Genomic DNA, 19,591 nt, shown 5'->3' with positions numbered 1-19,591 from the left:
ACCGGGACGACGCGGACGTGGGCAGCATCTACTTGATACGACATGGCCAGGCCTCCTTTGGTGCAGACGATTACGACGTGCTGTCACCGACCGGCGTGCGTCAGGCAGAAATCCTCGGCCAGCACCTCGCCGATCTGGGCATCAGCTTTGATCGTTGCCTTGCCGGTGACCTGCGTCGTCAACAGCACACGGCCACCAGCGCACTTGAGCAATTCAGCGCCAGAGGCCTGCCGGTACCCGTTCTGGAAACCGATTCCGCCTTCAACGAATTCGACGCCGATGCGGTGATCCGCGCCCTGCTCCCCGCCATGCTGCCGGAGGAGCCGGAAGCCCTCGACATCCTGCGCAACGCCGCACAGAACCGTGGCGAATTCCAGCGCATCTTCGCCCTCATCGTCGAGCGCTGGCTTGCTGGCACCTACGACACACCGGGACTGGAAAGCTGGCTGGGTTTCGTCGAGCGGGTTCAGGCCGGGCTGCAGCGCATCCTCGATCTGGCGCAAAAGAACCAGAAAATCGCCGTGTTCACTTCCGGCGGCACCATCACTGCCCTGCTCCACCTGATTACGCAGATGCCTGCCAGACAGGCGTTTGAACTGAACTGGCAAATCGTCAACACCTCGCTCAACCAACTTAAGTTTCGTGGTCGCGAGGTGGCTCTGGCTTCCTTCAACAGTCACGCACACCTGCAACTGCTGAAGGCCCCGGAACTCATCACTTTTCGCTGAGTCCGGCTTACTGTGACCCTGGCTGTAACCACCCAGCTCCCATGACCAAGAAAGGATCGAACCATGACCTCCGTAGCTGATGCCGTAAAAGCAATGCAAGCCAAGTTCAACCCAGCCGCCGCTGCCGGTCTGGACCTGGTCTTCGGTTTCAACATCACCGACGAAGACAAGCAATACGCCCTGATCGTCAAAGACGGCACTTGCGACATCCAGGAAGGCGAAAACCCGGACGCCAACTGCACGCTGGTGCTGGACAGCCAGACTCTGAAAGACATCGTCAGCGGCGAAACCGACGGCATGCAAGCCTTCATGGGCGGCAAGCTGCGCGTTGAAGGCGACATGATGCTGTCGATGAAACTGTCCGAGCTGTTCCCTTCGTAAGAAGCAGCCTGGTTCAAACAAATCCCGTCCTTGTGACGGGATTTGTCGTTCATGCAGGAGATCAGCGCAGGGCTCGGCTTCGCGCTCCGCTCGCGGAGGTACGATCAACCTTCCTGCAACAACCGCGTATCCAGCCCAAACCGCTCTTGCGAAACCATTCTGAACTGACCCTCCGCCAGATCGCAGCTCACCAGCAAATTCCACGAGTGCCGTGTTGCCACGGATGGAACCAGAATAAACGGGTGTTCGGCCAACAGCGCATCGGCAAACTTTCGCTGGTTGGGCGAGGTTTTGATCGGGGTGAGCCAATGCGGATTGGGCACATCTTCCGGCTGCACGATTCTGACGCTGGCGTCGTGGGTGATCTCAAAACAGGTCAACACATAGGGCTCCTGATCAAGCGCATCAAAACTGCCATGGGCGGCCACTTCCAGGATCGCCGTGGAGGGGTCGACCGACGCATAAACGACTCTGCGGCCGGGCGTGTTCCAGCGGCCACCGTCCCGTTTTGACCCCAGGCCGCTGTCCCAGGTCTCGCTGTACACCTCGCGATCCAGCCGCCAGGCGTACCAGCGATCATCCCAGGGCAAGGGGTTCATTGATAAACCCCGTATTTGATCTGGTTCAGATACTCCTCCACCATCCTGAAGCCCAGCGCATGTCCAACCAGATCGAGCGGCACATAACCGTAGAAGTAAGTAGCGCGTTGCTCCAGCCATGATTCGGCCTTGGCCTGACGCCCGAATACTTCGATGGCCAGTTCCAGCGCAGCGGCATATTGGTAGGCGATGACGCTCTGCGGCGTGTCCAGGCGCACCGACGCGCCTTCCTTGAGCAGACGTCGCACGGTTCTCACAGATTTGCCGGTGATACGTTTGACCATCTCTCCCTGTTGGTACAGCTCGGAGGTTGCGATCATGTTCACCACATCAAGCAGCTCAAATCCTTCGATTGTGCAGCGCAGGATGAGCATCGGATCGTCGCCGGTATCCTGCCCACGCAACAGCAACTCCAGAGGTTTGCCCTCGAGCTTCTTCAAGCCCGTGAGCCGGGGCACTTTGGCGCTCGGCATGGCAACGTCCTCCGAGGGACACCTGGCGCGATCGTCGCGCCAGTAATGGCGAGACGAGTAAGCAGGCGTATGGCTTTCAATCAGTGGGATTCGCATAGTCCATCCTTTGTCCGGGTCCAGAGCGATCTGTGCGCTCGATGACTTCAATGTCAGGACTGATGCTATAGACCCGGCGTCCGACGACCAACCTGAAAAAGTCGTTAGAAACATCCCCAAATCTGATCAAACCGCTCCTGTTTCCGTAGGACTCAAACGCAATTTTCAGCGGTTCAATCCGTTGTTGCTTTCAAGGTGGGATGAGGGGCTTTTGACTTACAATGCGCCCCACCTCCAGAAACCGGCCCCGCCCCATGGACATCGACCTCGCCCGCACCTTCCTCGAAATCGTCCGTCACGGCAGTCTCGCCGCCGCTGCGCAGAAGCTGTTCGTCACGCAAACCGCGATCACCGCGCGGGTGCAGAAGCTCGAGAGCCAGTTGGGCAGCACGCTGTTCGTGCGCAATCGTGCCGGGGCGAAGTTGACGGCCAATGGCGAAGCGTTCGTGATTTATGCCAATCAATTGGTGCAGACCTGGGAAGCCGCCCGCCGCGACTTGCCGCTGCCCGAGGGGTATCACAACGTGCTGCACATCGGTGGCGAGGTCAGCCTGTGCAACCCGCTGATGCTCAGTTGGGCAGCGGAACTGCGCGAGAAAATCCCCGGCCACGCGCTGCGCATGGAAATCCGCGATGGCGAGAATCTGCTGCGTCAGCTCGAACTTGGTGTGCTAGATGCCGCGCTGGTCTATCAGCCGGAATACTGGCCGGGTCTGCAGGTCGAACAAGTGCTGGAAGAAAAACTGATTCTGGTGCGCGCGCCCGAGCGTCCCGAACCATACGTCTACATCGACTGGGGACCGGACTTCCGCCGCCAGCACGACGCCGCCCTACCGGAAAAAGCCAAAGCCGCGCTGAGCTTCAACCTTGGCCCGCTGGCCCTGCAATACATCCTCGAACACGGCGGCAGCGGCTATTTCCGCACCCGGGTCGTGCGCACTTATCTGGAAACCGGCGCGCTGGAAGCCGTCACCAAAGCGCCGGAATTCGGTTATCCGACCTATCTGGTGTATTCGCGTGATCGCGACTCGGCAGTGCTGCAACAGGCCTTCGACCTGTTGCGCGAAGTGATCCGCACCGATGACGACTGGTCGCAACGCTGGAACCCGTTGAGCTGATCCCGCGCTTGCAGTCCTGAGCATGGCATTTGTGACCTCAAGGTTCGCTCTGCACAAGTCAGCGGATCGGCTAATCTGCCGGGTATAACAACAATACCTACAGGTGAAACGCATTGAGGCAGACCACCGAGGCATTCCGTAGCCGCTACCGTGCGGCCATTCATCCTTTGTACAACCCGTGGCTGCACGGCACGTTTGTCTTGCTGTTCGGGCTTCTGGCGGTGGCTGCTTTCTGGCGCACGGTGCATTCAGTGAGTTGGCTGGAATGGCTGACCGTGCCGTTGACCCTGCTGTTGTTCAACTTCGGCGTGTACATGGTCCATCGCCATTTGGGCCATCACAAAAAACCTTCGCAAAGATGTTCTACGCGCGGCATGCCGGCGACCATCACAGCTTTTTCACCCCCGGTCACATGACCTACGACAGCGCGCGGGACTGGCGGGTGATTCTGTTTCCAGCCTGGCTCATCGTCATTCATACCCTGGTGATCACCCTGCCCCTGTGGTGGCTGCTCGCGCAGGTCAACGCCAATGTCGCCGGGCTGTTCGCCGGGTGCATGGTGCTTGGCTATCTGCTCTACGAAGTGTTCCATGCCTGCGAACATTTGCCGCCGAAAAATCCGTTGACCCGGTTGCCGTGGATCCGCCAGATGCGTCGTCTGCATGAACTGCATCACCGCCGCGAGCGCATGCAGGAGCGCAATTTCAACATCGTTCTGCCCTTGATGGACTACCTGTTCGGCACGCTGTACCGCGAGCCGGAACCCGCCCTTTGAGTGATTCGCAAATGCCCATGACGCGCATGCAGCACCAGATCGATATCGCCGGCGAGCCGGTCGCTGTGCTGGCCTATGCCGCCAACGTCAGTCACTGGCCGGACTGGCATCCCTCCTCATTGAAGATTGACGGTCCGCAAGGACCGCTGCATGCCGGCGCGCGGTTCGAAGAGGACATCCATGCCGGGGACGGGCCGGCCATTTGCGTTGGGAGGTCACTGAATATCTGCCGGGTCGGCGTTGGTGCGCACGGGCGCAAAGTGATCAGGGCCTGTCGCTACAGCTGACTTACGAGTGTTCGGCGGAGGCTGGCGGCACGCGTTTCGTGCGCACACTGGAATATCGCTTTGACGGTTTGCTCATGCGTTTCGCCAATCGCCTGTTGCTCAAGCGTCGCATTGAACGCGAGTCTGCCGCGTCCATGCTTGCCCTGCGCGACACGACCGCGCAGTACATCGGCGCGGCGAGGGCCAGCGCGTGAAATTACGTTATGTGCTGTGCCTGCTGATCGCTCTGGTCATCGCCTTCTTGTTGTTGCTGCCGACCAAGGTCGAACCGGTGGCCTGGACACCGCCACCGGCGCCGTCATTGAAAGACGGCATCTACGCGGACAACCAGCGCCTGAAAGCCGTGGCAAAGGTCGGGCCGAGCGACATCGAAGGGCCTGAGGCGCTGCTGCTGGAAGACGAATTCCTCATCACCGGATTGCATGACGGCCGGCTCATCCGCAGCAGCCTCGACGGCACGCAGCGCAAGGTACTCGCCGACACCGGCGGCCGCCCGTTGGGCCTGGCCCGTCATCCGAACGGCATGCTGGTGATTGCCGACGCGGTCAAAGGCTTGTTGTCGCTGGATGCGCAGGGCCGCGTGATTCCCTTGACCACCGAGGCCAACGGTGTGCCATTTGGCTTCACTGATGATGTAGCGGTCGACAAGTCCGGCCACTATGCCTATTTCAGCGATGCCTCGAGCCGCTGGGGCTACGGCCATGACGGCGAGGCAATCATCGAACACGGCGCCGATGGGCGCCTGCTGCGTTACGATTTTCAGAGCGGCAAGACCAGCGTGCTGCTCGACAAGCTGCAGTTCGCCAACGGCGTCGCCCTGGGCCCGGACGAAGCCTACGTGCTGGTGAACGAGACCGGCGCTTATCGCATCAGCCGCTACTGGCTGAGCGGGCCGAAGGCAGGCACTAATGATGTGTTCATCGACAACTTGCCGGGGCTTCCGGACAACCTCTCGTTCAATGGCAGCAATCGCTTTTGGGTAGCGTTGTACGCGCCGCGCAACGCGTTACTCGATGGCACGGCGCAGCACCCGTTCGTACGCAAGATGATCGTGAGGGCGTTGACGATTCTGCCCAAGCCTGTGGAGAAGCGCGGATTCGTGCTGGGGCTGGATCTGGACGGCAAGGTGATTGCCAGTCTGCAAGACGCGAGCGAAGGCAATTACTCGCCGATTACCACCGTGCGCGAGTATGGGCAGTGGTTGTACTTTGGATCGTTGAAGGCCACGCATATGGGGCGGATGGGGTTGGATTCGGCGCTGAAGTGAGCCTGAGGGATGTGCATGTAATGGACTGACGCATTCGCGAGCAGGCTCGCTCCCACAGGGGAAATGCCTTTCAATGTGGCAGCAAGCCTGCTCGCGAAGGCGGTCTGTCAGTTGCTGGACCGGTCGAACTTCTCCGGATCTTCATCCTCCGGCAGTTCTTTCACGGTTTTTCCGGATGCGCAGTGGTATGCGCCGGGCTGTTCGGTTCAGGGCGGGTCGGAATCGGGTCGAAGCCGCCCTGCTCTTCACTGGGGAATTTCGGATCGTTCATGAGGCACCTCGCAACGAGTCGATGGTTTGCAAACTCTGCACATTGGAGGTGCCGTGGGTGGTCGCCGTTCCCTTCGGATGGCGACCACGGGTCAGGTAATTACTGACCGGTCAGCGGCTGCCCGGCCAACCGGGCGACGATCTGCTCCTTGACGATCACGCGCTTCTCTTTGAGCTTCTTCAATTCGTCGTCACTGGGGGCGTCTGACTGGGCGTTCTCGGCCTCGACCACTTCAGCATCCACCTCGAAATACTTGTTGAGCAGCGAATCCAGCTTCGGATCCTCGGAGCGCTTTTGCTCGATCTCATCCTTCTTGCAACCCAAGTCCTGATACAGATCATGTGAAACCGGCATGAAACACCTCCATCAAATTGATCGACAACCAGCGCGACCGATGCGCTGACTCTTTATCAGCATGGCCTTGCGCAACAGCTTCTGTCGACACCCTGTCAGACCAGCGGTTGCCGTTCGTCGCCCTGTCGTAAATGCGATAAAACCTTTGGCTGGTGCGCTCGCTCCATTGGATAACGCTCACAAAAACCTGCGTGGAGATACCCAATGGACGGATTCAACCTGCGTCATCTCGCTCTGGCTGTTGCACTGTCTGCCGGTATGGGCAGCGCCTTTGCCGCGACCGACAACGATTTTGTCGATAACGCCGCCGCCGGTGGCATCGCTGAAATCGAAACCAGCCGCCTGGCTCTGGAAAAAGCCAGTCTGCTGACATCAAAGCCTTTGCCAACCAGATGATCACCGATCACAGCAAGGCCAACGACGAACTGGCGGCGATTGCCAAAGCCAACGACATCGAGGTTCCGGACACCACTACCCTGGTCAAACAGGCCAAGGAAAAGATTCTCGACATGCGCGATGAATCCTTCGATGCGGCCTACGCTAACAACCAGGTCATGGCTCACCAGGAAACAATCGAGCTGTTCAAGAAACAGGCGAACACCGTGACCGATGACAAGACCAAAGGCGCTACGGAGCTGAAAGCGTTCGCGCAGAAAATGCTGCCAGCGCTGGAAAAACACTTGGCCCATGCCAAAGAGCTGCAAGCCAAACACCCGAGCAAGTAACCGCCCGGCAATAAAAAGGCCGCTTCCTTCGATGCGGCCTTTTTGCGTTTCAGCGATCAACCGCCATCGGTATCGATATCGGCATCGGTGCTTTCGCCCGGTTCAGGACGGTCCGGGTCAGGCTTGAAGCCGGGGCTGAAGTCGTTGCTGTTGTCATTGTGATGCTGCTTCTGATCGACCTCGGCAGCCGCGCTGTCCGCCTGTCCTTCTTCAGCCGGCGCGGGGGTATTTTGCCCCGGTGTCTGCGGGTCGATGGCGGGATCATTGCGGTTAATCGACTCAGAGGACTGATTTTGCTGTTGCGGCGCTTGCTCGTTCATATCCACCTCATTCATAGTCCTGCCTCCTTCTTCCAGCACGACTGGAAAACGTCGGGCATGCAGATTCGAAGCCTGACGCCGCAGATTCGTTCAAAACATCGTTGCCTGCTGCCACGCCGACTAGAGTTAGCGGGGCGTTCGACGCGACAGGCGGAAAAATTCGCCGCTGGGTGAACAACTATTTCAAGCGGCGAATGTCAGTCAATTCGCGCCGGTCATTTCGCTGAGCCGGCACCAATACGTAACGGAGCGACACGCACATGGCAGCACTGCAGAACAGCACAGTTGTAGCAATCAAGAACAACCAGGCTCAACTGTTGAGCGAATGGTCCAAACGCCTCGAAGCCAGCGGCGCCACGCGCAATCTCAAGGAGCACGACCTCGCTCAGCAAACCCGCGACTTGCTGAGTTTGCTGCTGGCCGGTCTGGAAAACGGCAACGGCAGCAAGATTGCCGCTGCAGGCTGGGAAGACACCCGCCAGTTCCTGGAAAAGTTGTCGCAGAGCCGCGCCCTGCTCGGCCAGGATTCCCAGCAAACCGCCAACTTCATCTTCGCCCTGAAGGGTCCGTTGTTTGCCCTGCTGCAAAACCATTATCAGGACCAGCCGGCACTGCTCGCCGAGCAACTGCTGGAAGTCTCCGAACTGCTCGACACGGTCGGCATGCACACCATCGGCACCTTCCAGAAATCCCGCGAGGCGGTGATCAAGCGTCAGCAGGAAGAGCTGTTGGAACTGTCGACCCCTGTGGTCAAGCTGTGGGACGGCGTCCTCGCCCTGCCAATGATCGGCACCCTCGATTCGCAGCGCACCCAAGTAGTAATGGAATCGTTGCTGCAACGCATCGTCGACACCGGTTCGGAAATCGCCATCATCGACATCACCGGCGTGCCGACCGTTGACACCCTGGTCGCTCAGCACTTGCTGAAAACCGTGACCGCGATTCGCCTGATGGGCGCCGACTGCATCATCAGTGGCGTGCGTCCGCAAATTGCGCAAACCATCGTGCACCTGGGTCTGGATCTGCAAGGTGTGGTGACCAAGGCCAATCTGGCCGACGCATTGAAACTGGCCCTGACTCGCCTGGGCATCAGCCTCGGCAAAGCGGTCTGAGCCGATGGAGCGTATTCCGATTCTTCAGATGGGCGATTTGCTGCTGGTGACCATTCAGGTCGACATGCACGACCAGCTCGCCATGACCCTGCAGGACGATCTATCCGAGCGTATCAGCCGGACCTCGGCGCGTGGCGTGCTGATCGACATCTCGGCGCTGGACATGGTCGACTCGTTCATCGGACGCATGATCGGCACGATTTCCGGTTTGTCGAAGATCATGGACGCCGAAACCGTGCTGGTCGGCATGCAACCGGCCGTGGCAATCACCCTTGTTGAGTTGGGCATGACCTTGCCGGGCGTGAGCACCGCGCTCAACGTCGAACGCGGAATGAAACTGCTGCAGGATCGAGTACGCCTGCAATGACCGTGCGCAGCAGCGGTACTCAACCCATCCTGATTGAACAGGACGTGGTGCTGGCCCGCCAGACCACGCGCAAGCTCGCCACCGAGTGCGGCATGCGCCTGATCGACCTGACCAAACTGGTCACCGCCGTCAGCGAGCTGGCACGCAACACCATGGTGTATGGCGGTGGCGGCGACATGGACTGGCAGATCCTCGAGGAAAACGGCCGGGTCGGCCTGCGCATTACCTTCCGCGACGAGGGCCCGGGCATCCCCGACATCAAACTGGCGATGACCGACGGCTGGACCTCCGGCAGCGGCCTCGGCCTGGGCCTGACCGGTGCCAAGCGCCTGGTCAATGAATTCGAACTCGACACTGAGCCCGGCAAAGGCACACGCATAACGATCACCCGATGGACATGAATATCGCTGGGTCGTTGACCCAGGTTTTTCCGATCGAGGACAGCAGCCAGATCGGTCACGCCCGACGCACCGCGCAGAAACTCGCCGAGCAGCACGGCTTCGACGAAAACGATGCCGGGCGCGTGGCGCTGGTCGCGACCGAACTGGCGAGCAATGTGCTCAAGCATGCCCAGCGCGGAGAGTTTCACCTGCGTGTACTGGCGCGGCCAGGCAACGCTTTCGGCATTGAAATGCAGACGGTAGACCGGGCTCAGGGCTTTGATCTGGATGCCTGTCTGGCGGACGGTTTTTCCACGGGCGGCACGCAAGGCATTGGCCTGGGCGCGGTGTCGCGGCAGACCAACGTCTTCGACGTCTATGCCGACCACCGTGGCGCCGTGCTGCTGGCGCGGATCTTTGCGCGTAGCGATCGTCAGGCTGATGTCCGCTTCGGCGTCAGCCAGCATTCGTTGCATGCCGATCCAGCCTGCGGCGACGTCTGGCACCTGGCGTATGAAGGCGCGCGGATCAGCGCGCTGGTGGTGGATGGTCTCGGTCATGGCGAAGACGCCGAGCGCGCAGGCCTGGCCGGGGCACAAGCATTCGCCCGAGCGCCGTTTGCCGACCCCGTGGTGTTGATGGAAGACCTGCATCAGGAAATGCTCGGCACCCGCGGCGGCGCCGTGGCCTTCGCGCAATTCGACAGCCAGCGCGATGGCCTGACGTTCGCCGGTGTCGGTAATATCGGCGCCAGCCTGCTCGACCCGGAAAAATCACGCGGGCTGGCCTCGCATCCCGGCATCGTCGGCGGCCAGTACCGTAAAGCCAAACCTTTTGACTATGCTCACGTGAACGGACATTTATTGATCATGTACAGCGACGGCTTACAGTCCCGTTGGAACCTCAAAGACTACCCCGGTCTGGTGCATCGCCATCCCGCCGTGATAGCCAGCGTCCTGCACCGCGATTTCTGTCGTGGCCGCGATGACGTGACGGTGCTGGTCGTTGACCTGGAGGCCACCCATGGCTGAATCGGCAACCTTGAGCCCTGCTGAACAGGCGGCGCTCATCGCACAGTTGCAACGTGAAAACACTGCCCTGCGCGAAGAACTCGATGAGACCAACCAAGGCGTACTGGCGCTATACGCTGAACTCGACAACCAGGCAGACGAGTTGCGTCAGGCCTCAGATCTGAAGAGCCGCTTCCTGTCGTACATGAGCCATGAATTCCGCACGCCGTTGGGCTCGATTCTGAGCATCAACAGTCTGCTCGCTGACGAACTCGACGGCCCGCTCAGCCCTGAACAGCACAAGCAGGTAGCCTTCGTCAGCACCGCTGCCCGCGAGCTCAGCGACATGGTTGACGATCTGCTCGATCTGGCCAAGATCGAAGCCGGGCGCATCAGCATTTCGCCGGCCTGGTTCGACATGTTCGACCTGTTTTCGGCGCTGCGCGGGATGTTCCGGCCAATCGTCGATGCTTCGGCGGTGGATCTGATCTTTGAAGAGCCGCTGGGCCTGCCGCGCCTGTATACCGATGACAAGAAACTCGGGCAGATCCTGCGCAACTTCATTTCCAACTCGCTGAAATTCACCACCCGTGGCGAAGTGCGCGTGTCGGCGCGACTGGAAGGCGAAGACAAGGTGCGCTTTGCCGTCAGCGACACCGGCATCGGCATCGCGGCCGAGTTGCATGACACGCTGTTCGAGGACTTCTCCCAAGTCGATTCGCCATTGCAGAAGCGTCTGCGCGGCACCGGTCTGGGCCTGTCACTGTGCAAGCGTTTCGCCGCCCTGCTTGGCGGTGAAGTCGGGGTAGACAGTACGCCGGGCGTGGGCTCGACGTTCTTTGTCATCATCCCGCTGGCGATCGCTCTGGAGAACGTCGATGAATCGTGACATCCGCCTGTTGATCGTCGATGACAACGTCGCCACCCGTTACGCCCTGCGCCGACGCCTGGAGCGCCATGGCTACACGGTGCTCGAAGCCGGCACCGGCAGCGACGGCCTGGCCCTGATCGAGAGCGAAGCCCTCGATGCGTTGATCCTCGACGTCAACCTGCCGGACATGAGCGGTTTCGACATCGTCCGCCTGTTGCGCGCCGACCCGCGCACCGCGCTGCTACCCGTCATTCATGTGTCGGCGGCGTCGATCCAGACCGGCGACATCATTACCGGACTCAACGCCGGCGCCGATGCCTATCTGATTCACCCGGTCGACCCCGATGTGCTGCTGGCGACGCTGCGTACCCTGCTGCGGGTGCGCGACACGGAAAATGCCTTGCGCGAAAGTGAGGCGCGCTTCCGCGAGATTTTCGCTAACGTCTCAGCGCCGATCGCCGTGCTCGATGCCAATCTGAAAGTGCATGAATGCAATCACGCCTTCTCCCAGTTGATCGTCGATAACCGCGATCCGCAGGCGCTGCGTGAATGCTTCGCCGAAGATCAATGCTCGATCCTCGATGAACTGCGTCTGCGTCTGGTCGACGGCGAGCGCTGGAAAGGCACGCTGAACATGAGCGTGCAGGGTGAAATTCGCGAAACCGAATGGCAGATTTCGCCGTATCGCACGCCAGAGCTCAGCCTGGTGTTTGTCGAGGATGTCACCGAACACCGCCGGCGCGAGCGTTCGCACCTCGCACGGCTGGATGACACCACCACGCAACTGGCCAAGGAAGTCGCCGAACGCGTGCACGCCGAGGCGCAATTGCTGCAAGTGCAGAAAATGGATGCATTGGGCAAGCTTACCGGTGGTATCGCCCACGACTTCAACAACCTGCTGACCGGGATCATCACCAGTCTGGAACTGATCCAGAAACGCGTGGCCGATGAGCGTCTGGACAAGGTGCAGTTCTACACCGAAGCAGCGCTGAACTCAGCGATGAGCGCGGCCTCGCTGACCCATCGTCTGCTGGCATTTGCCCGTCAGCAGCCGCTCGATACACGGCCGGTGGACATCAACGAGCATGTCCGCTCGCTGGAAGAATTGCTGGTGCGCACCATCGGTGAGCGCATCAATCTCAAGCTGGAGCTGACCAACAAACCTGCGATTGCCCTGGTCGACCCGGTGCAGCTGGAAAGCGCGGTGCTCAACCTGGTGATCAACGCCCGCGATGCCCTGCCCTCCGGCGGCAATATCTGGGTCAATACTTACGCCGCTTATTCCCACGGCGATCCGAATCTGGCCGATGGCGCTTACGTGGCGCTGTCGGTACGCGACGACGGCACCGGCATCGAACACAACGTGATCGACAAGGTGTTCGAGCCGTTCTTCACTACCAAGCCGCTGGGCCAGGGCACCGGGCTCGGTCTGTCGACGATTTACGGCTTCGCCCGCCAGTCCGGCGGTGACGCGCACATTCGCAGCGTTGCCCGCCGTGGCACCGAAGTGACGATCATGCTGCCCGGCACCAACGACCCGACCGGCGCCGACGCGCCTGTGCCCGTGCCTGATGCCAAAGGCAGTGGTGAGCATGTGCTGATCGTCGAGGACATGGCCACGGTGCGCTTGTTCGTTACCGAAGTGCTGGAAGACGCCGGCTATCGCTGCACGCAAGCGGCGGATATCGAATCGGCGCTGGAGCGCTTGCAGAACGACCCGTCGATCGACCTGCTGTTGACCGACGTCGGCTTGCCGCGCATGAGCGGCCGTGAACTGGCGGATGTTGCCCGTGGCTGGCACGAAGGGCTGCCGATCCTGTTCATGACCGGCTACGCCGAAACCGCGCTCAACCGCCAGGTCTTCCTTGGCACCGGCATGGACATGCTGGTCAAACCGTTCCAGATCAGCGAACTGCTCGACAAAGTCCGCCGCACAATCGATGGCGCCTGAACTGGCGCCATCGCTGGCAAGCCAGCTCCCACAAGGGGCATCAGTGTGCGCAGATTTTCGGCAACAACTTGAATTCCTGTGGGAGCTGGCTTGCCAGCGATGGCGGCCAGCAAGGCGCAGCAGTTATCGGCTCAAAGCCCGAGCCAGAAACGGCGCAGTCTTGCTCTTTTTGCTCGCGGCGACTTTTTGCGGTGTGCCGGCGGCGACAATTCTGCCGCCCTGATCACCGGCGCCGGGGCCGATGTCGATCACCCAGTCGCTCTGCGCCACTACACGCATTTCGTGCTCCACCACGATAACCGTGTGTCCCGCCGTCACCAGCGTATCGAGTTGTTCCAGCAACCGATCAACATCCCTCGGGTGCAATCCCGTGGTCGGCTCATCCAGCACATACAAGGTCGCGCCACGCCGGCTGCGCTGCAATTCGGTGGCGAGTTTGATCCGCTGCGCCTCACCGCCGGACAATTCCGTGGCCGGTTGCCCGAGGCGCAGATAACCCAGACCAATATCGCGCAGCACTTCCAGCGAACGGCGGATTCCTGCCTGTTCGGCAAACACCGTCACCGCTTCATCGACTGTCAATTGCAGCACTTGGGCAATGCTCAATCCCTGCCAGAGGATCGCCAATGTCTGTGGGTTGTAGCGCGCGCCGTGGCAGGTCGGACATGGCGCATACACGCTGGGCATGAACAGCAGTTCCACACTGACAAAGCCCTCGCCCTCGCAAGTGGCGCAACGGCCCTTGGCGACGTTGAAGGAAAATTGCCCGGCGTCATACCCTGCCGCTTGCGCTTCGGGAGTCGCGGCGAACAGCTTGCGCACGTTGTCGAACAGCCCGGTGTAGGTCGCCAGATTGGAACGCGGTGTCCGGCCGATCGGTTTCTGGTCAACCTGTACCAGGCGCTTGATCGACTCCAGGCCGGCGCTGATCTGGCCGGTGCTGGGCGGCGGCGCGTCATCTTCCAGGCTCGGTTCTTCTGACTCGGCCTCGGCCACCGGACGGCCCAACTGTGTGCCGACCAGTTCCAGCAAGGCCTGACTGACCAGACTCGACTTGCCGGAGCCAGACACACCGGTCACCGAGGTGAAGCAGCCCAAGGGAAATTCGGCGCTGAGATTATTCAGGTTATTGCGCGTCACGCCGTCCAGCTTCAGCCACCCGCTCGGCTTGCGCGCGGTGCGCTCAGGGCGCTGGTTTTCGGCAAACAGATAAGCGCGAGTCTGCGAATCGGCAACATCAGCGAGTCCCGCAGGCGGACCGCTGTACAGCACGCGCCCGCCCTTCTCGCCCGCTGCCGGGCCGACGTCGATCAACCAGTCGGCACGGCGCATGGTCTCGACATCGTGCTCGACCACAAACAAGGTGTTGCCGTCAGCCTTCAACCGTTGCAAGGCCTCGAACAGCGCCTCGCCATCCGCCGGGTGCAGACCGGCAGACGGTTCATCCAGCACATACATGACGCCGAACAGCTGCGACCCCAACTGTGTGGCCAGGCGCAAACGCTGCAACTCGCCCGACGACAACGTCGGCGTACTGCGTTCCAGCGCCAGATAACCCAGGCCGAGATCGGTCAGCGTGCTGACGCGCTCCAGCAGATCTTCAGCAATGCGCTGCGCAGCCAAGCGTTTCTCCAGCGACAGGTTCGGCGTGTGGCGCACGTCCGGTGCGCTGGCATGACCGCTGGCGCCATGGGCGACCCGTTGCTGGCGGGCCTCGCGGGTTTGCGCATGACTGAGGGTGTCGCCGTTCTCTTCGGCCTGTTCAAGATAATTTGCAGCTGCCACCGGCCGCAGCACTTCGGCCACTTGCAGCAACGGCATCTGCGACAGCTCACCAATGTCGTAGCCGGCAAAGGTCACCGACAACGCCTCGCGCTTGAGCCGCTTGCCCTCGCACAATGGGCACGGACTGCCGCGCATGAATTGCGAAACACGCTTCTTCATCAGCGCACTTTGCGAGTGGGTGAAGGTGTGCAGGATGTAGCGCCGCGCGCCGGTGAAGGTGCCCTGATAACTCGGTTCCATCTTGCGTTTAAGGGCGACGCGGGTTTCTTCCGGGGTCAGCCCGGCGTACACCGGCACCGTCGGCGTCTCTTCCGTGAAGAGAATCCAGTCGCGCTGCTTTTTCGGCAATTTCTTCCACGCAATGTCGACGTCGATACCCATGGTCACGAGGATGTCGCGCAGGTTCTGCCCCTGCCACGCCAACGGCCAAGAGGCCACGGCGCGCTGGCGGATGGTCAGGTTGGGGTCCGGCACCATCAGCGCTTCGGTCACTTCATAGACGCGGCCCAATCCATGACACTCCGGGCAAGCACCCTGCGGTGTGTTCGGTGAAAAGTCCTCGGCATACAGCATCGGCTGTCCCGGCGGGTAACTGCCGGCACGGGAATACAGCATGCGGATCAGGCTCGACAGCGTCGTCACGCTGCCCACCGAGGAACGCGCGCTCGGCGTGCCGCGCTGCTGTTGCAGGGCGACGGCGGGCGGCAGTCCTTCAATGGAGTCGACATCCGGCACGCCAACCTGATCGATCAGCCGCCGCGCGTACGGCGCCACCGATTCGAAATAACGCCGCTGGGCCTCGGCATACAGCGTGGAAAACGCCAGCGATGACTTGCCCGATCCCGAGACGCCGGTGAACACTACCAGCGCATCGCGGGGAATATCGACATCAACGTTTTTCAGGTTATGTTCGCGGGCGCCGCGCACACGGACCATGCCGGCGGGTGCTTTGGAATTGCGCTTGGAAGTCATCGACCTGCCTTGATTGGAAAACAGTGGCAGCGCTCGGCCTCAAGTGCCGAGCACCTCGCAAATCATCTGCAGCAACGCTTGCGGGCTGTAAGGTTTGCCAAGCAGATGCGTATCGGGGCTGAGTTGGTGGTCGCGGGAAATGATGTCGCGGGTATGCCCGGAGGTGAACAGCACCGGCACCGGCGGCGTCTGCACCTTGGCCCATGCGGCCAGATCCGAACTCTTGATCAGGCCGGGCATGACCACATCGGTGAAGATCAGCTCAATCTCGATGCCTTCCAGCAACATCTGCATGGCGACGTCGCCATTGCACGCGGTCATCACTCGATAGCCTTCTTCGCGCAGCAACTCCACCGCCGAAGCGCGCACGGCGTCGTTGTCCTCCACCACCAGAATGGTTTCGTGGCCACCGCCCTTGCGTTCGCCGATACTCGCGGTCTCTTCGCGGACCGGGCGCAAGCTGCGCGGGAAATACAACTGCACCCGCGTGCCTTCGCCGAGCTTGCTGTCGATCTCGACGTGGCCGCCACTCTGCTTGACGAAGCCGAAGACCATGCTCAAGCCCAGCCCGGTGCCCTGCCCGTCGGCCTTGGTGGTGAAAAACGGTTCGAAGACCTGTTCCAGCATTTGTGGGGCAATGCCCACGCCGGTGTCGCTGACCGCCACGCGAACATACTCACCGGCCGCGATGCCCTTGCCGGCGCAGTATTCGCTGTCCAGGCAGACGTTGGCGGCGCTGAGGCCAATAACGCCCTCGCCCTTCATCGCGTCGCGGGCGTTGATGGCCAGATTGAGAATCGCGTTTTCCAGTTGGTTGCGGTCGACGTTGATATGCCAGGGCTGCGGCGGCAGTTGCACGTCGATCTGAATGGTTTCGCCCAGGGCGCGTTGCAGCAGTTCGCCGACGCCTTCGAAAATCTGCTCGGGGTTGCACACGGCCGGTGACAGCGGTTGCCGCCGGGCAAAGGCGAGCAATTGCGAAGACAGTTTGGCACCGCGTTCGACCGCCGCCAGCGAAGCCCCGACCCGGCGCTGTACGTTGGCATTGTTCGGCTCATGCCGAGCGAGCAGATGCAGGTTGCCGGCGATCACTTGCAGCAGATTGTTGAAGTCGTGGGCGACGCCGCCGGTGAGGCCGCCGATGGCTTCGAGTTTCTGCGATTGACGCAATTGCTCTTCCGCAGCCAGTCGCGCATCCACTTCGGCGGCCACGCGCTGTTCGAGGTTGCGGGTGAATTTGAGCAGGGATTCTTCGGCGTTCTTGCGCTCATGAATATCGATCAGCACGCCGGGGAAACGAAACGGCTTGCCGTCTTCATCGAACTCGCAGGCACCACTGGCCAAGACCCACAGATACTGGCCGTCGCCACGCTGCACGCGGTATTCGGCGTTGTACGGTTCGCCAGTGCGCACGCATTGGGCAACCCGCTCCTGCACCCATCGATGATCCTCGGGATGGATGCGCGATTCGGCGATCTCTTGTTGCAGATCGCTCAGGTCCTGATCCGGCGGATAGGAAAAGGTGCGGGCGAAACGTTCGTCAGCGGAGAAGCGATTGTTCTTGATGTCCCAGACAAACGAGCCCAGCAGTGCGCCGGCATTCAAGGCCAGACGCACGCGTTCGTTGTCGGCGCGATAAGCGTCTTCCGCCGCCTGGCGCAGGCGCTCGGAGTGCACCAGTTCGGTGGTCTCGACGACCATCGCCATGACGCCGCCGGGCACGCCTTCATCGTTGGCCACCGGGCTGTAATACAAATCCATCCAGACATCTTCGGGGACGCCGTCGCGCAGCAATACCAGCTCTTTGTTGCGATAGGACAAGGTGCCACCGGCCAGGCAGGTGTCGACGACGTGACGGTTGAATTCGGCGACTTCCGGCCAGCCCAGCTCAACCGGGACGCCGAGTAGATAGGGATGGCGGCCCCCGCGAATTCGGAATAGGCGTCGTTGTAGATCATGTAACCGGCGTGCCCCCAGAGCATCACCATCGGCAACGGCGAAGCCAGCATCAGTTGCACGGTGTTGCACAGGCTGGCCGGCCAGTCGGCGAGCGGACCCAGTTCGGTATGGCTCCAGTCAAACGCCCGAATGCGTTCGGCCATTTCGCCTTTCCAGCCCTCACAGCCGTGGCTTTCGGATAAAAACTGCATCGCCTGACTCAGTGTCCTTTTTTGCGGTTTTCCGATCTATCGCAACGCTACAACGACGCGACGCCCGTGTGTTTCGAGGCTCTGAAAGCGCATTGGTTTCATTGGAGATACAGCGATTTCCAACGCGAGCCGATTCAGACGCCAATGAGGTGTTTGAGCGGGTGATAGCCGGTTTTCATTTTTGCAGCAACGTCAAGAATCGCTTTCTCGATTCCGTTGAGGTGCGTGCAGGTCAGCTCGATCGCGGCGCTCTGATTGCCGGCCTCGATGTACTCGAGCAGGCGCAGGTGTTCATCGTCGCGGCAGGCCTGGTGACTGTCGTCGTCGAGCGCGGCGGCATACAGCGAGGCGCGCGAGATCAGTTTCTGGAACCAGTCGAGCAGCACCGGATTGTTCAGGCTGCGCGCCAGTTTGAGGTGGAATTCGCCAAGCAAGTGGATCAGCCGTTCATGGTCGCCGGCTGCATGGGCGGCGTCTTCCAGCAGCAAGTGCTCGCGCAGGTCCTGCAGGGCAACGGTGTCCTTGCGTCGGCACAGTTCGGTGACGATGCCGATTTCGATCAGCCGCCGGGTTTCGAACAGCGAACGCAGCTCTGCGTCACTGGGCAAAGAAACCGACGCGCCTTTGTTAGGCTCGGTCGTCACTAGGCCATCGGCCTCTAATTGCTTGAGCGCAGCCCGCACCGAGGTGCGGCTGACATTGAACAGCTCGGCCAGCGAGGCCTCGCCCAGCTTCATGCCGGGACGCAACGAACGCTTGCTGATCGCCGCGTAAACCCCTTGGTAGACGCGGTCGACCGTGGTTTCCAGTTTCTTTTCGGTCATTCGAACACTCCTTCGGCGTCGGGCAATTCATCCTGGCAATGGCTGGCCATGGAGATTGATCGGATTCCCGTCCCCGTGTGAAGCGCAGAATATCTGCCTTCGGTCCAAAGGTGCAGCCTTTTGATTTATCTCGATTTTGAATAAGCAGCCAAAACCTGTGGGAGCGAGCCTGCTCGCAAAGGCGTCGGCACAGTCAACAACGTCATCGCCTGACAGTCCGCTTTCGCGAGCAAGCTCGCTCCCACACTGATCCGGGGCCGATCAACCATCTTCATCGCAACCAAAACCCCTGTGGGAGCGAGCTTGCTCGCGAAGGCGTCGGCACGTTCGACATCGTCATCGCCTGACACTGCGATTTCGCGAGCAGGCTCGCTCCCACACTGATACGGGGTAGATCGACCATTTCCAGAGCAACCAAAGTCCCTGTGGGAGCGAGCTTGCTCGCGAAGGCGGCGGCACAGTCAACATCGTCATTGCCTGACACTGCGCTTTCGCGAGCAGGCTCGCTCCCACACTGATCCGGGGCCGATCAACCATCTTCATCGCAACCAAAATCTCTGTGGGAGCGAGCCTGCTCGCGAAGGCGCTGGCACAGTCAACATCGTCATTGCCTGACACTGCGCTTTCGCGAGCAGGCTCGCTGCCACACTGATATGGGGCAGATCGACCATCTTCATCGCAACCAAGATCCCTGTGGGAGCGAGCTTGCTCGCGAAGGCGGCGGTACATTCAACATCGTCATCGCCTGACAGTCCGCTTTCGCGAGCAAGCTCGC

16 protein-coding genes and 4 pseudogenes are annotated in these 19,591 nt (G+C 60.8%); 13 read left to right on the top strand and 7 right to left on the bottom strand.

The features are described 5' to 3' along the window. The first annotated feature begins 17 nt into the window (after positions 1 to 17). Together LJU32_16550 and LJU32_16545 are read left to right on the top strand one after the other, a co-directional pair. Positions 18 to 728: a histidine phosphatase family protein gene (locus LJU32_16550; protein WKV87352.1), complete on the top strand. Its 711-nt coding sequence runs from the start codon at positions 18 to 20 to the stop codon at positions 726 to 728. Positions 729 to 791: 63 nt separating this feature from the next. Further along, positions 792 to 1,109, top strand: a complete 318-nt coding sequence (locus LJU32_16545) for an SCP2 sterol-binding domain-containing protein (GenBank protein ID WKV87351.1) — start codon at positions 792 to 794, stop codon at positions 1,107 to 1,109. A gap of 104 nt (positions 1,110 to 1,213) precedes the next feature. Here the strand turns inward: LJU32_16545 and LJU32_16540 are convergent, their stop codons facing one another. Both LJU32_16540 and LJU32_16535 read right to left on the bottom strand, forming a co-directional pair. Further along, complete coding sequence (locus tag LJU32_16540) at positions 1,214 to 1,708, bottom strand: RES domain-containing protein (GenBank protein WKV87350.1); 495 nt, start codon at positions 1,706 to 1,708, stop codon at positions 1,214 to 1,216. Continuing rightward, positions 1,705 to 2,181: an MbcA/ParS/Xre antitoxin family protein gene (locus tag LJU32_16535; protein ID WKV87349.1), complete on the bottom strand. Its 477-nt coding sequence runs from the start codon at positions 2,179 to 2,181 to the stop codon at positions 1,705 to 1,707. The genes LJU32_16540 and LJU32_16535 overlap by 4 nt, the downstream gene beginning before the upstream one ends. Positions 2,182 to 2,531: 350 nt before the next feature. On the opposite strand from LJU32_16535, the gene LJU32_16530 reads away from it, so the two are divergent. The 3 genes and pseudogenes from LJU32_16530 to LJU32_16520 all read left to right on the top strand — a co-directional run bounded on the left by LJU32_16530 (position 2,532) and on the right by LJU32_16520 (position 5,724). Next, entirely contained in the window at positions 2,532 to 3,395 is an 864-nt protein-coding gene (locus LJU32_16530) for a LysR family transcriptional regulator (protein ID WKV87348.1), read from the top strand. Positions 3,396 to 3,508: 113 nt separating this feature from the next. Continuing rightward, positions 3,509 to 4,651: pseudogene (locus tag LJU32_16525) on the top strand (SRPBCC family protein). After that, entirely contained in the window at positions 4,648 to 5,724 is a 1,077-nt protein-coding gene (locus LJU32_16520; protein ID WKV87347.1) for an SMP-30/gluconolactonase/LRE family protein, read from the top strand. The pseudogene LJU32_16525 and the gene LJU32_16520 overlap by 4 nt, the downstream one beginning before the upstream one ends. A 370-nt stretch (positions 5,725 to 6,094) precedes the next feature. On the opposite strand, the gene LJU32_16515 is transcribed toward LJU32_16520, so the two are convergent. After that, positions 6,095 to 6,349, bottom strand: coding sequence for a DUF465 domain-containing protein (locus LJU32_16515; GenBank protein ID WKV87346.1), 255 nt, complete (start codon positions 6,347 to 6,349; stop codon positions 6,095 to 6,097). A gap of 204 nt (positions 6,350 to 6,553) precedes the next feature. Between LJU32_16515 and LJU32_16510 the strand changes: the two are divergent. After that, positions 6,554 to 7,074 (top strand): annotated as a pseudogene (locus LJU32_16510) (DUF4142 domain-containing protein). 56 nt (positions 7,075 to 7,130) lie between these two features. On the opposite strand, the gene LJU32_16505 reads toward LJU32_16510, so the two are convergent. Beyond that, positions 7,131 to 7,394 (bottom strand): hypothetical protein, encoded by a 264-nt coding sequence (locus LJU32_16505; protein WKV87345.1) that lies wholly within the window; start codon positions 7,392 to 7,394, stop codon positions 7,131 to 7,133. Positions 7,395 to 7,654: 260 nt separating this feature from the next. Here LJU32_16505 and LJU32_16500 point away from each other — a divergent pair, with 260 nt between their 5' ends. Genes LJU32_16500 through LJU32_16475 form a run of 6 tightly spaced genes read left to right on the top strand, consistent with a single transcriptional unit; the run spans position 7,655 to position 13,085 of the window. Next, the gene (locus LJU32_16500) at positions 7,655 to 8,506 is read left to right on the top strand and encodes an STAS domain-containing protein (protein WKV87344.1); all 852 of its coding nucleotides are present in this window, start codon (positions 7,655 to 7,657) and stop codon (positions 8,504 to 8,506) included. A gap of 4 nt (positions 8,507 to 8,510) precedes the next feature. Continuing rightward, a complete protein-coding gene (locus LJU32_16495; protein WKV87343.1) occupies positions 8,511 to 8,873 on the top strand; it encodes an STAS domain-containing protein in 363 nt (120 codons plus the stop codon). Next, positions 8,870 to 9,274: an anti-sigma regulatory factor gene (locus LJU32_16490; GenBank protein ID WKV87342.1), complete on the top strand. Its 405-nt coding sequence runs from the start codon at positions 8,870 to 8,872 to the stop codon at positions 9,272 to 9,274. The genes LJU32_16495 and LJU32_16490 overlap by 4 nt, the downstream gene beginning before the upstream one ends. Beyond that, on the top strand, positions 9,271 to 10,284 hold the full coding sequence (locus LJU32_16485) for an ATP-binding protein (GenBank protein WKV91125.1): 1,014 nt from the start codon (positions 9,271 to 9,273) through the stop codon (positions 10,282 to 10,284). The genes LJU32_16490 and LJU32_16485 overlap by 4 nt, the downstream gene beginning before the upstream one ends. Continuing rightward, a complete protein-coding gene (locus LJU32_16480; protein ID WKV87341.1) occupies positions 10,277 to 11,152 on the top strand; it encodes a histidine kinase in 876 nt (291 codons plus the stop codon). Before LJU32_16485 ends, LJU32_16480 begins: the two co-directional genes overlap by 8 nt. After that, entirely contained in the window at positions 11,142 to 13,085 is a 1,944-nt protein-coding gene (locus LJU32_16475; GenBank protein WKV87340.1) for a response regulator, read from the top strand. Before LJU32_16480 ends, LJU32_16475 begins: the two co-directional genes overlap by 11 nt. Positions 13,086 to 13,208: 123 nt before the next feature. On the opposite strand, the gene LJU32_16470 is transcribed toward LJU32_16475, so the two are convergent. From LJU32_16470 to LJU32_16460, 3 genes and pseudogenes are all read right to left on the bottom strand, one after another. After that, positions 13,209 to 15,842 (bottom strand): excinuclease ABC subunit UvrA, encoded by a 2,634-nt coding sequence (locus tag LJU32_16470; GenBank protein WKV87339.1) that lies wholly within the window; start codon positions 15,840 to 15,842, stop codon positions 13,209 to 13,211. 39 nt (positions 15,843 to 15,881) lie between these two features. Next, positions 15,882 to 17,992, bottom strand: a pseudogene (locus tag LJU32_16465) (PAS domain-containing protein). Between the two features lie 134 nt (positions 17,993 to 18,126). Then, entirely contained in the window at positions 18,127 to 18,816 is a 690-nt protein-coding gene (locus tag LJU32_16460) for a GntR family transcriptional regulator (protein WKV87338.1), read from the bottom strand. A gap of 127 nt (positions 18,817 to 18,943) precedes the next feature. Here LJU32_16460 and LJU32_16455 point away from each other — a divergent pair. Next, positions 18,944 to 19,060 (top strand): annotated as a pseudogene (locus LJU32_16455) (metal ABC transporter ATP-binding protein). The last annotated feature ends 531 nt before the right edge of the window (positions 19,061 to 19,591 follow it).

The organism is Pseudomonas sp. B21_DOA, from assembly GCA_030544685.1.
In the GTDB taxonomy this organism is placed as follows: domain Bacteria; phylum Pseudomonadota; class Gammaproteobacteria; order Pseudomonadales; family Pseudomonadaceae; genus Aquipseudomonas; species Aquipseudomonas fluorescens_AO.
Note: the sequence above shows the minus strand (reverse complement) of the source record. Positions and strands in the feature narration are given on the sequence as shown.

Bases quoted from the DNA above. Each gene is read 5' to 3' on its own strand.
- LJU32_16530 (WKV87348.1), top strand. From the start codon at position 2,532: ATGGACATCGACCTCGCCCGCACCTTCCTCGAAATCGTCCGTCACGGC.
- LJU32_16545 (WKV87351.1), top strand. From the start codon at position 792: ATGACCTCCGTAGCTGATGCCGTAAAAGCAATGCAAGCCAAGTTCAAC.
- LJU32_16485 (WKV91125.1), top strand. From the start codon at position 9,271: ATGAATATCGCTGGGTCGTTGACCCAGGTTTTTCCGATCGAGGACAGC.
- LJU32_16505 (WKV87345.1), bottom strand. From the start codon at position 7,394: ATGAACGAGCAAGCGCCGCAACAGCAAAATCAGTCCTCTGAGTCGATT.
- LJU32_16500 (WKV87344.1), top strand. From the start codon at position 7,655: ATGGCAGCACTGCAGAACAGCACAGTTGTAGCAATCAAGAACAACCAG.
- LJU32_16480 (WKV87341.1), top strand. From the start codon at position 10,277: ATGGCTGAATCGGCAACCTTGAGCCCTGCTGAACAGGCGGCGCTCATC.
- LJU32_16515 (WKV87346.1), bottom strand. From the start codon at position 6,349: ATGCCGGTTTCACATGATCTGTATCAGGACTTGGGTTGCAAGAAGGAT.
- LJU32_16460 (WKV87338.1), bottom strand. From the start codon at position 18,816: ATGACCGAAAAGAAACTGGAAACCACGGTCGACCGCGTCTACCAAGGG.
- LJU32_16490 (WKV87342.1), top strand. From the start codon at position 8,870: ATGACCGTGCGCAGCAGCGGTACTCAACCCATCCTGATTGAACAGGAC.
- LJU32_16475 (WKV87340.1), top strand. From the start codon at position 11,142: ATGAATCGTGACATCCGCCTGTTGATCGTCGATGACAACGTCGCCACC.
- LJU32_16540 (WKV87350.1), bottom strand. From the start codon at position 1,708: ATGAACCCCTTGCCCTGGGATGATCGCTGGTACGCCTGGCGGCTGGAT.
- LJU32_16470 (WKV87339.1), bottom strand. From the start codon at position 15,842: ATGACTTCCAAGCGCAATTCCAAAGCACCCGCCGGCATGGTCCGTGTG.
- LJU32_16535 (WKV87349.1), bottom strand. From the start codon at position 2,181: ATGCCGAGCGCCAAAGTGCCCCGGCTCACGGGCTTGAAGAAGCTCGAG.
- LJU32_16495 (WKV87343.1), top strand. From the start codon at position 8,511: ATGGAGCGTATTCCGATTCTTCAGATGGGCGATTTGCTGCTGGTGACC.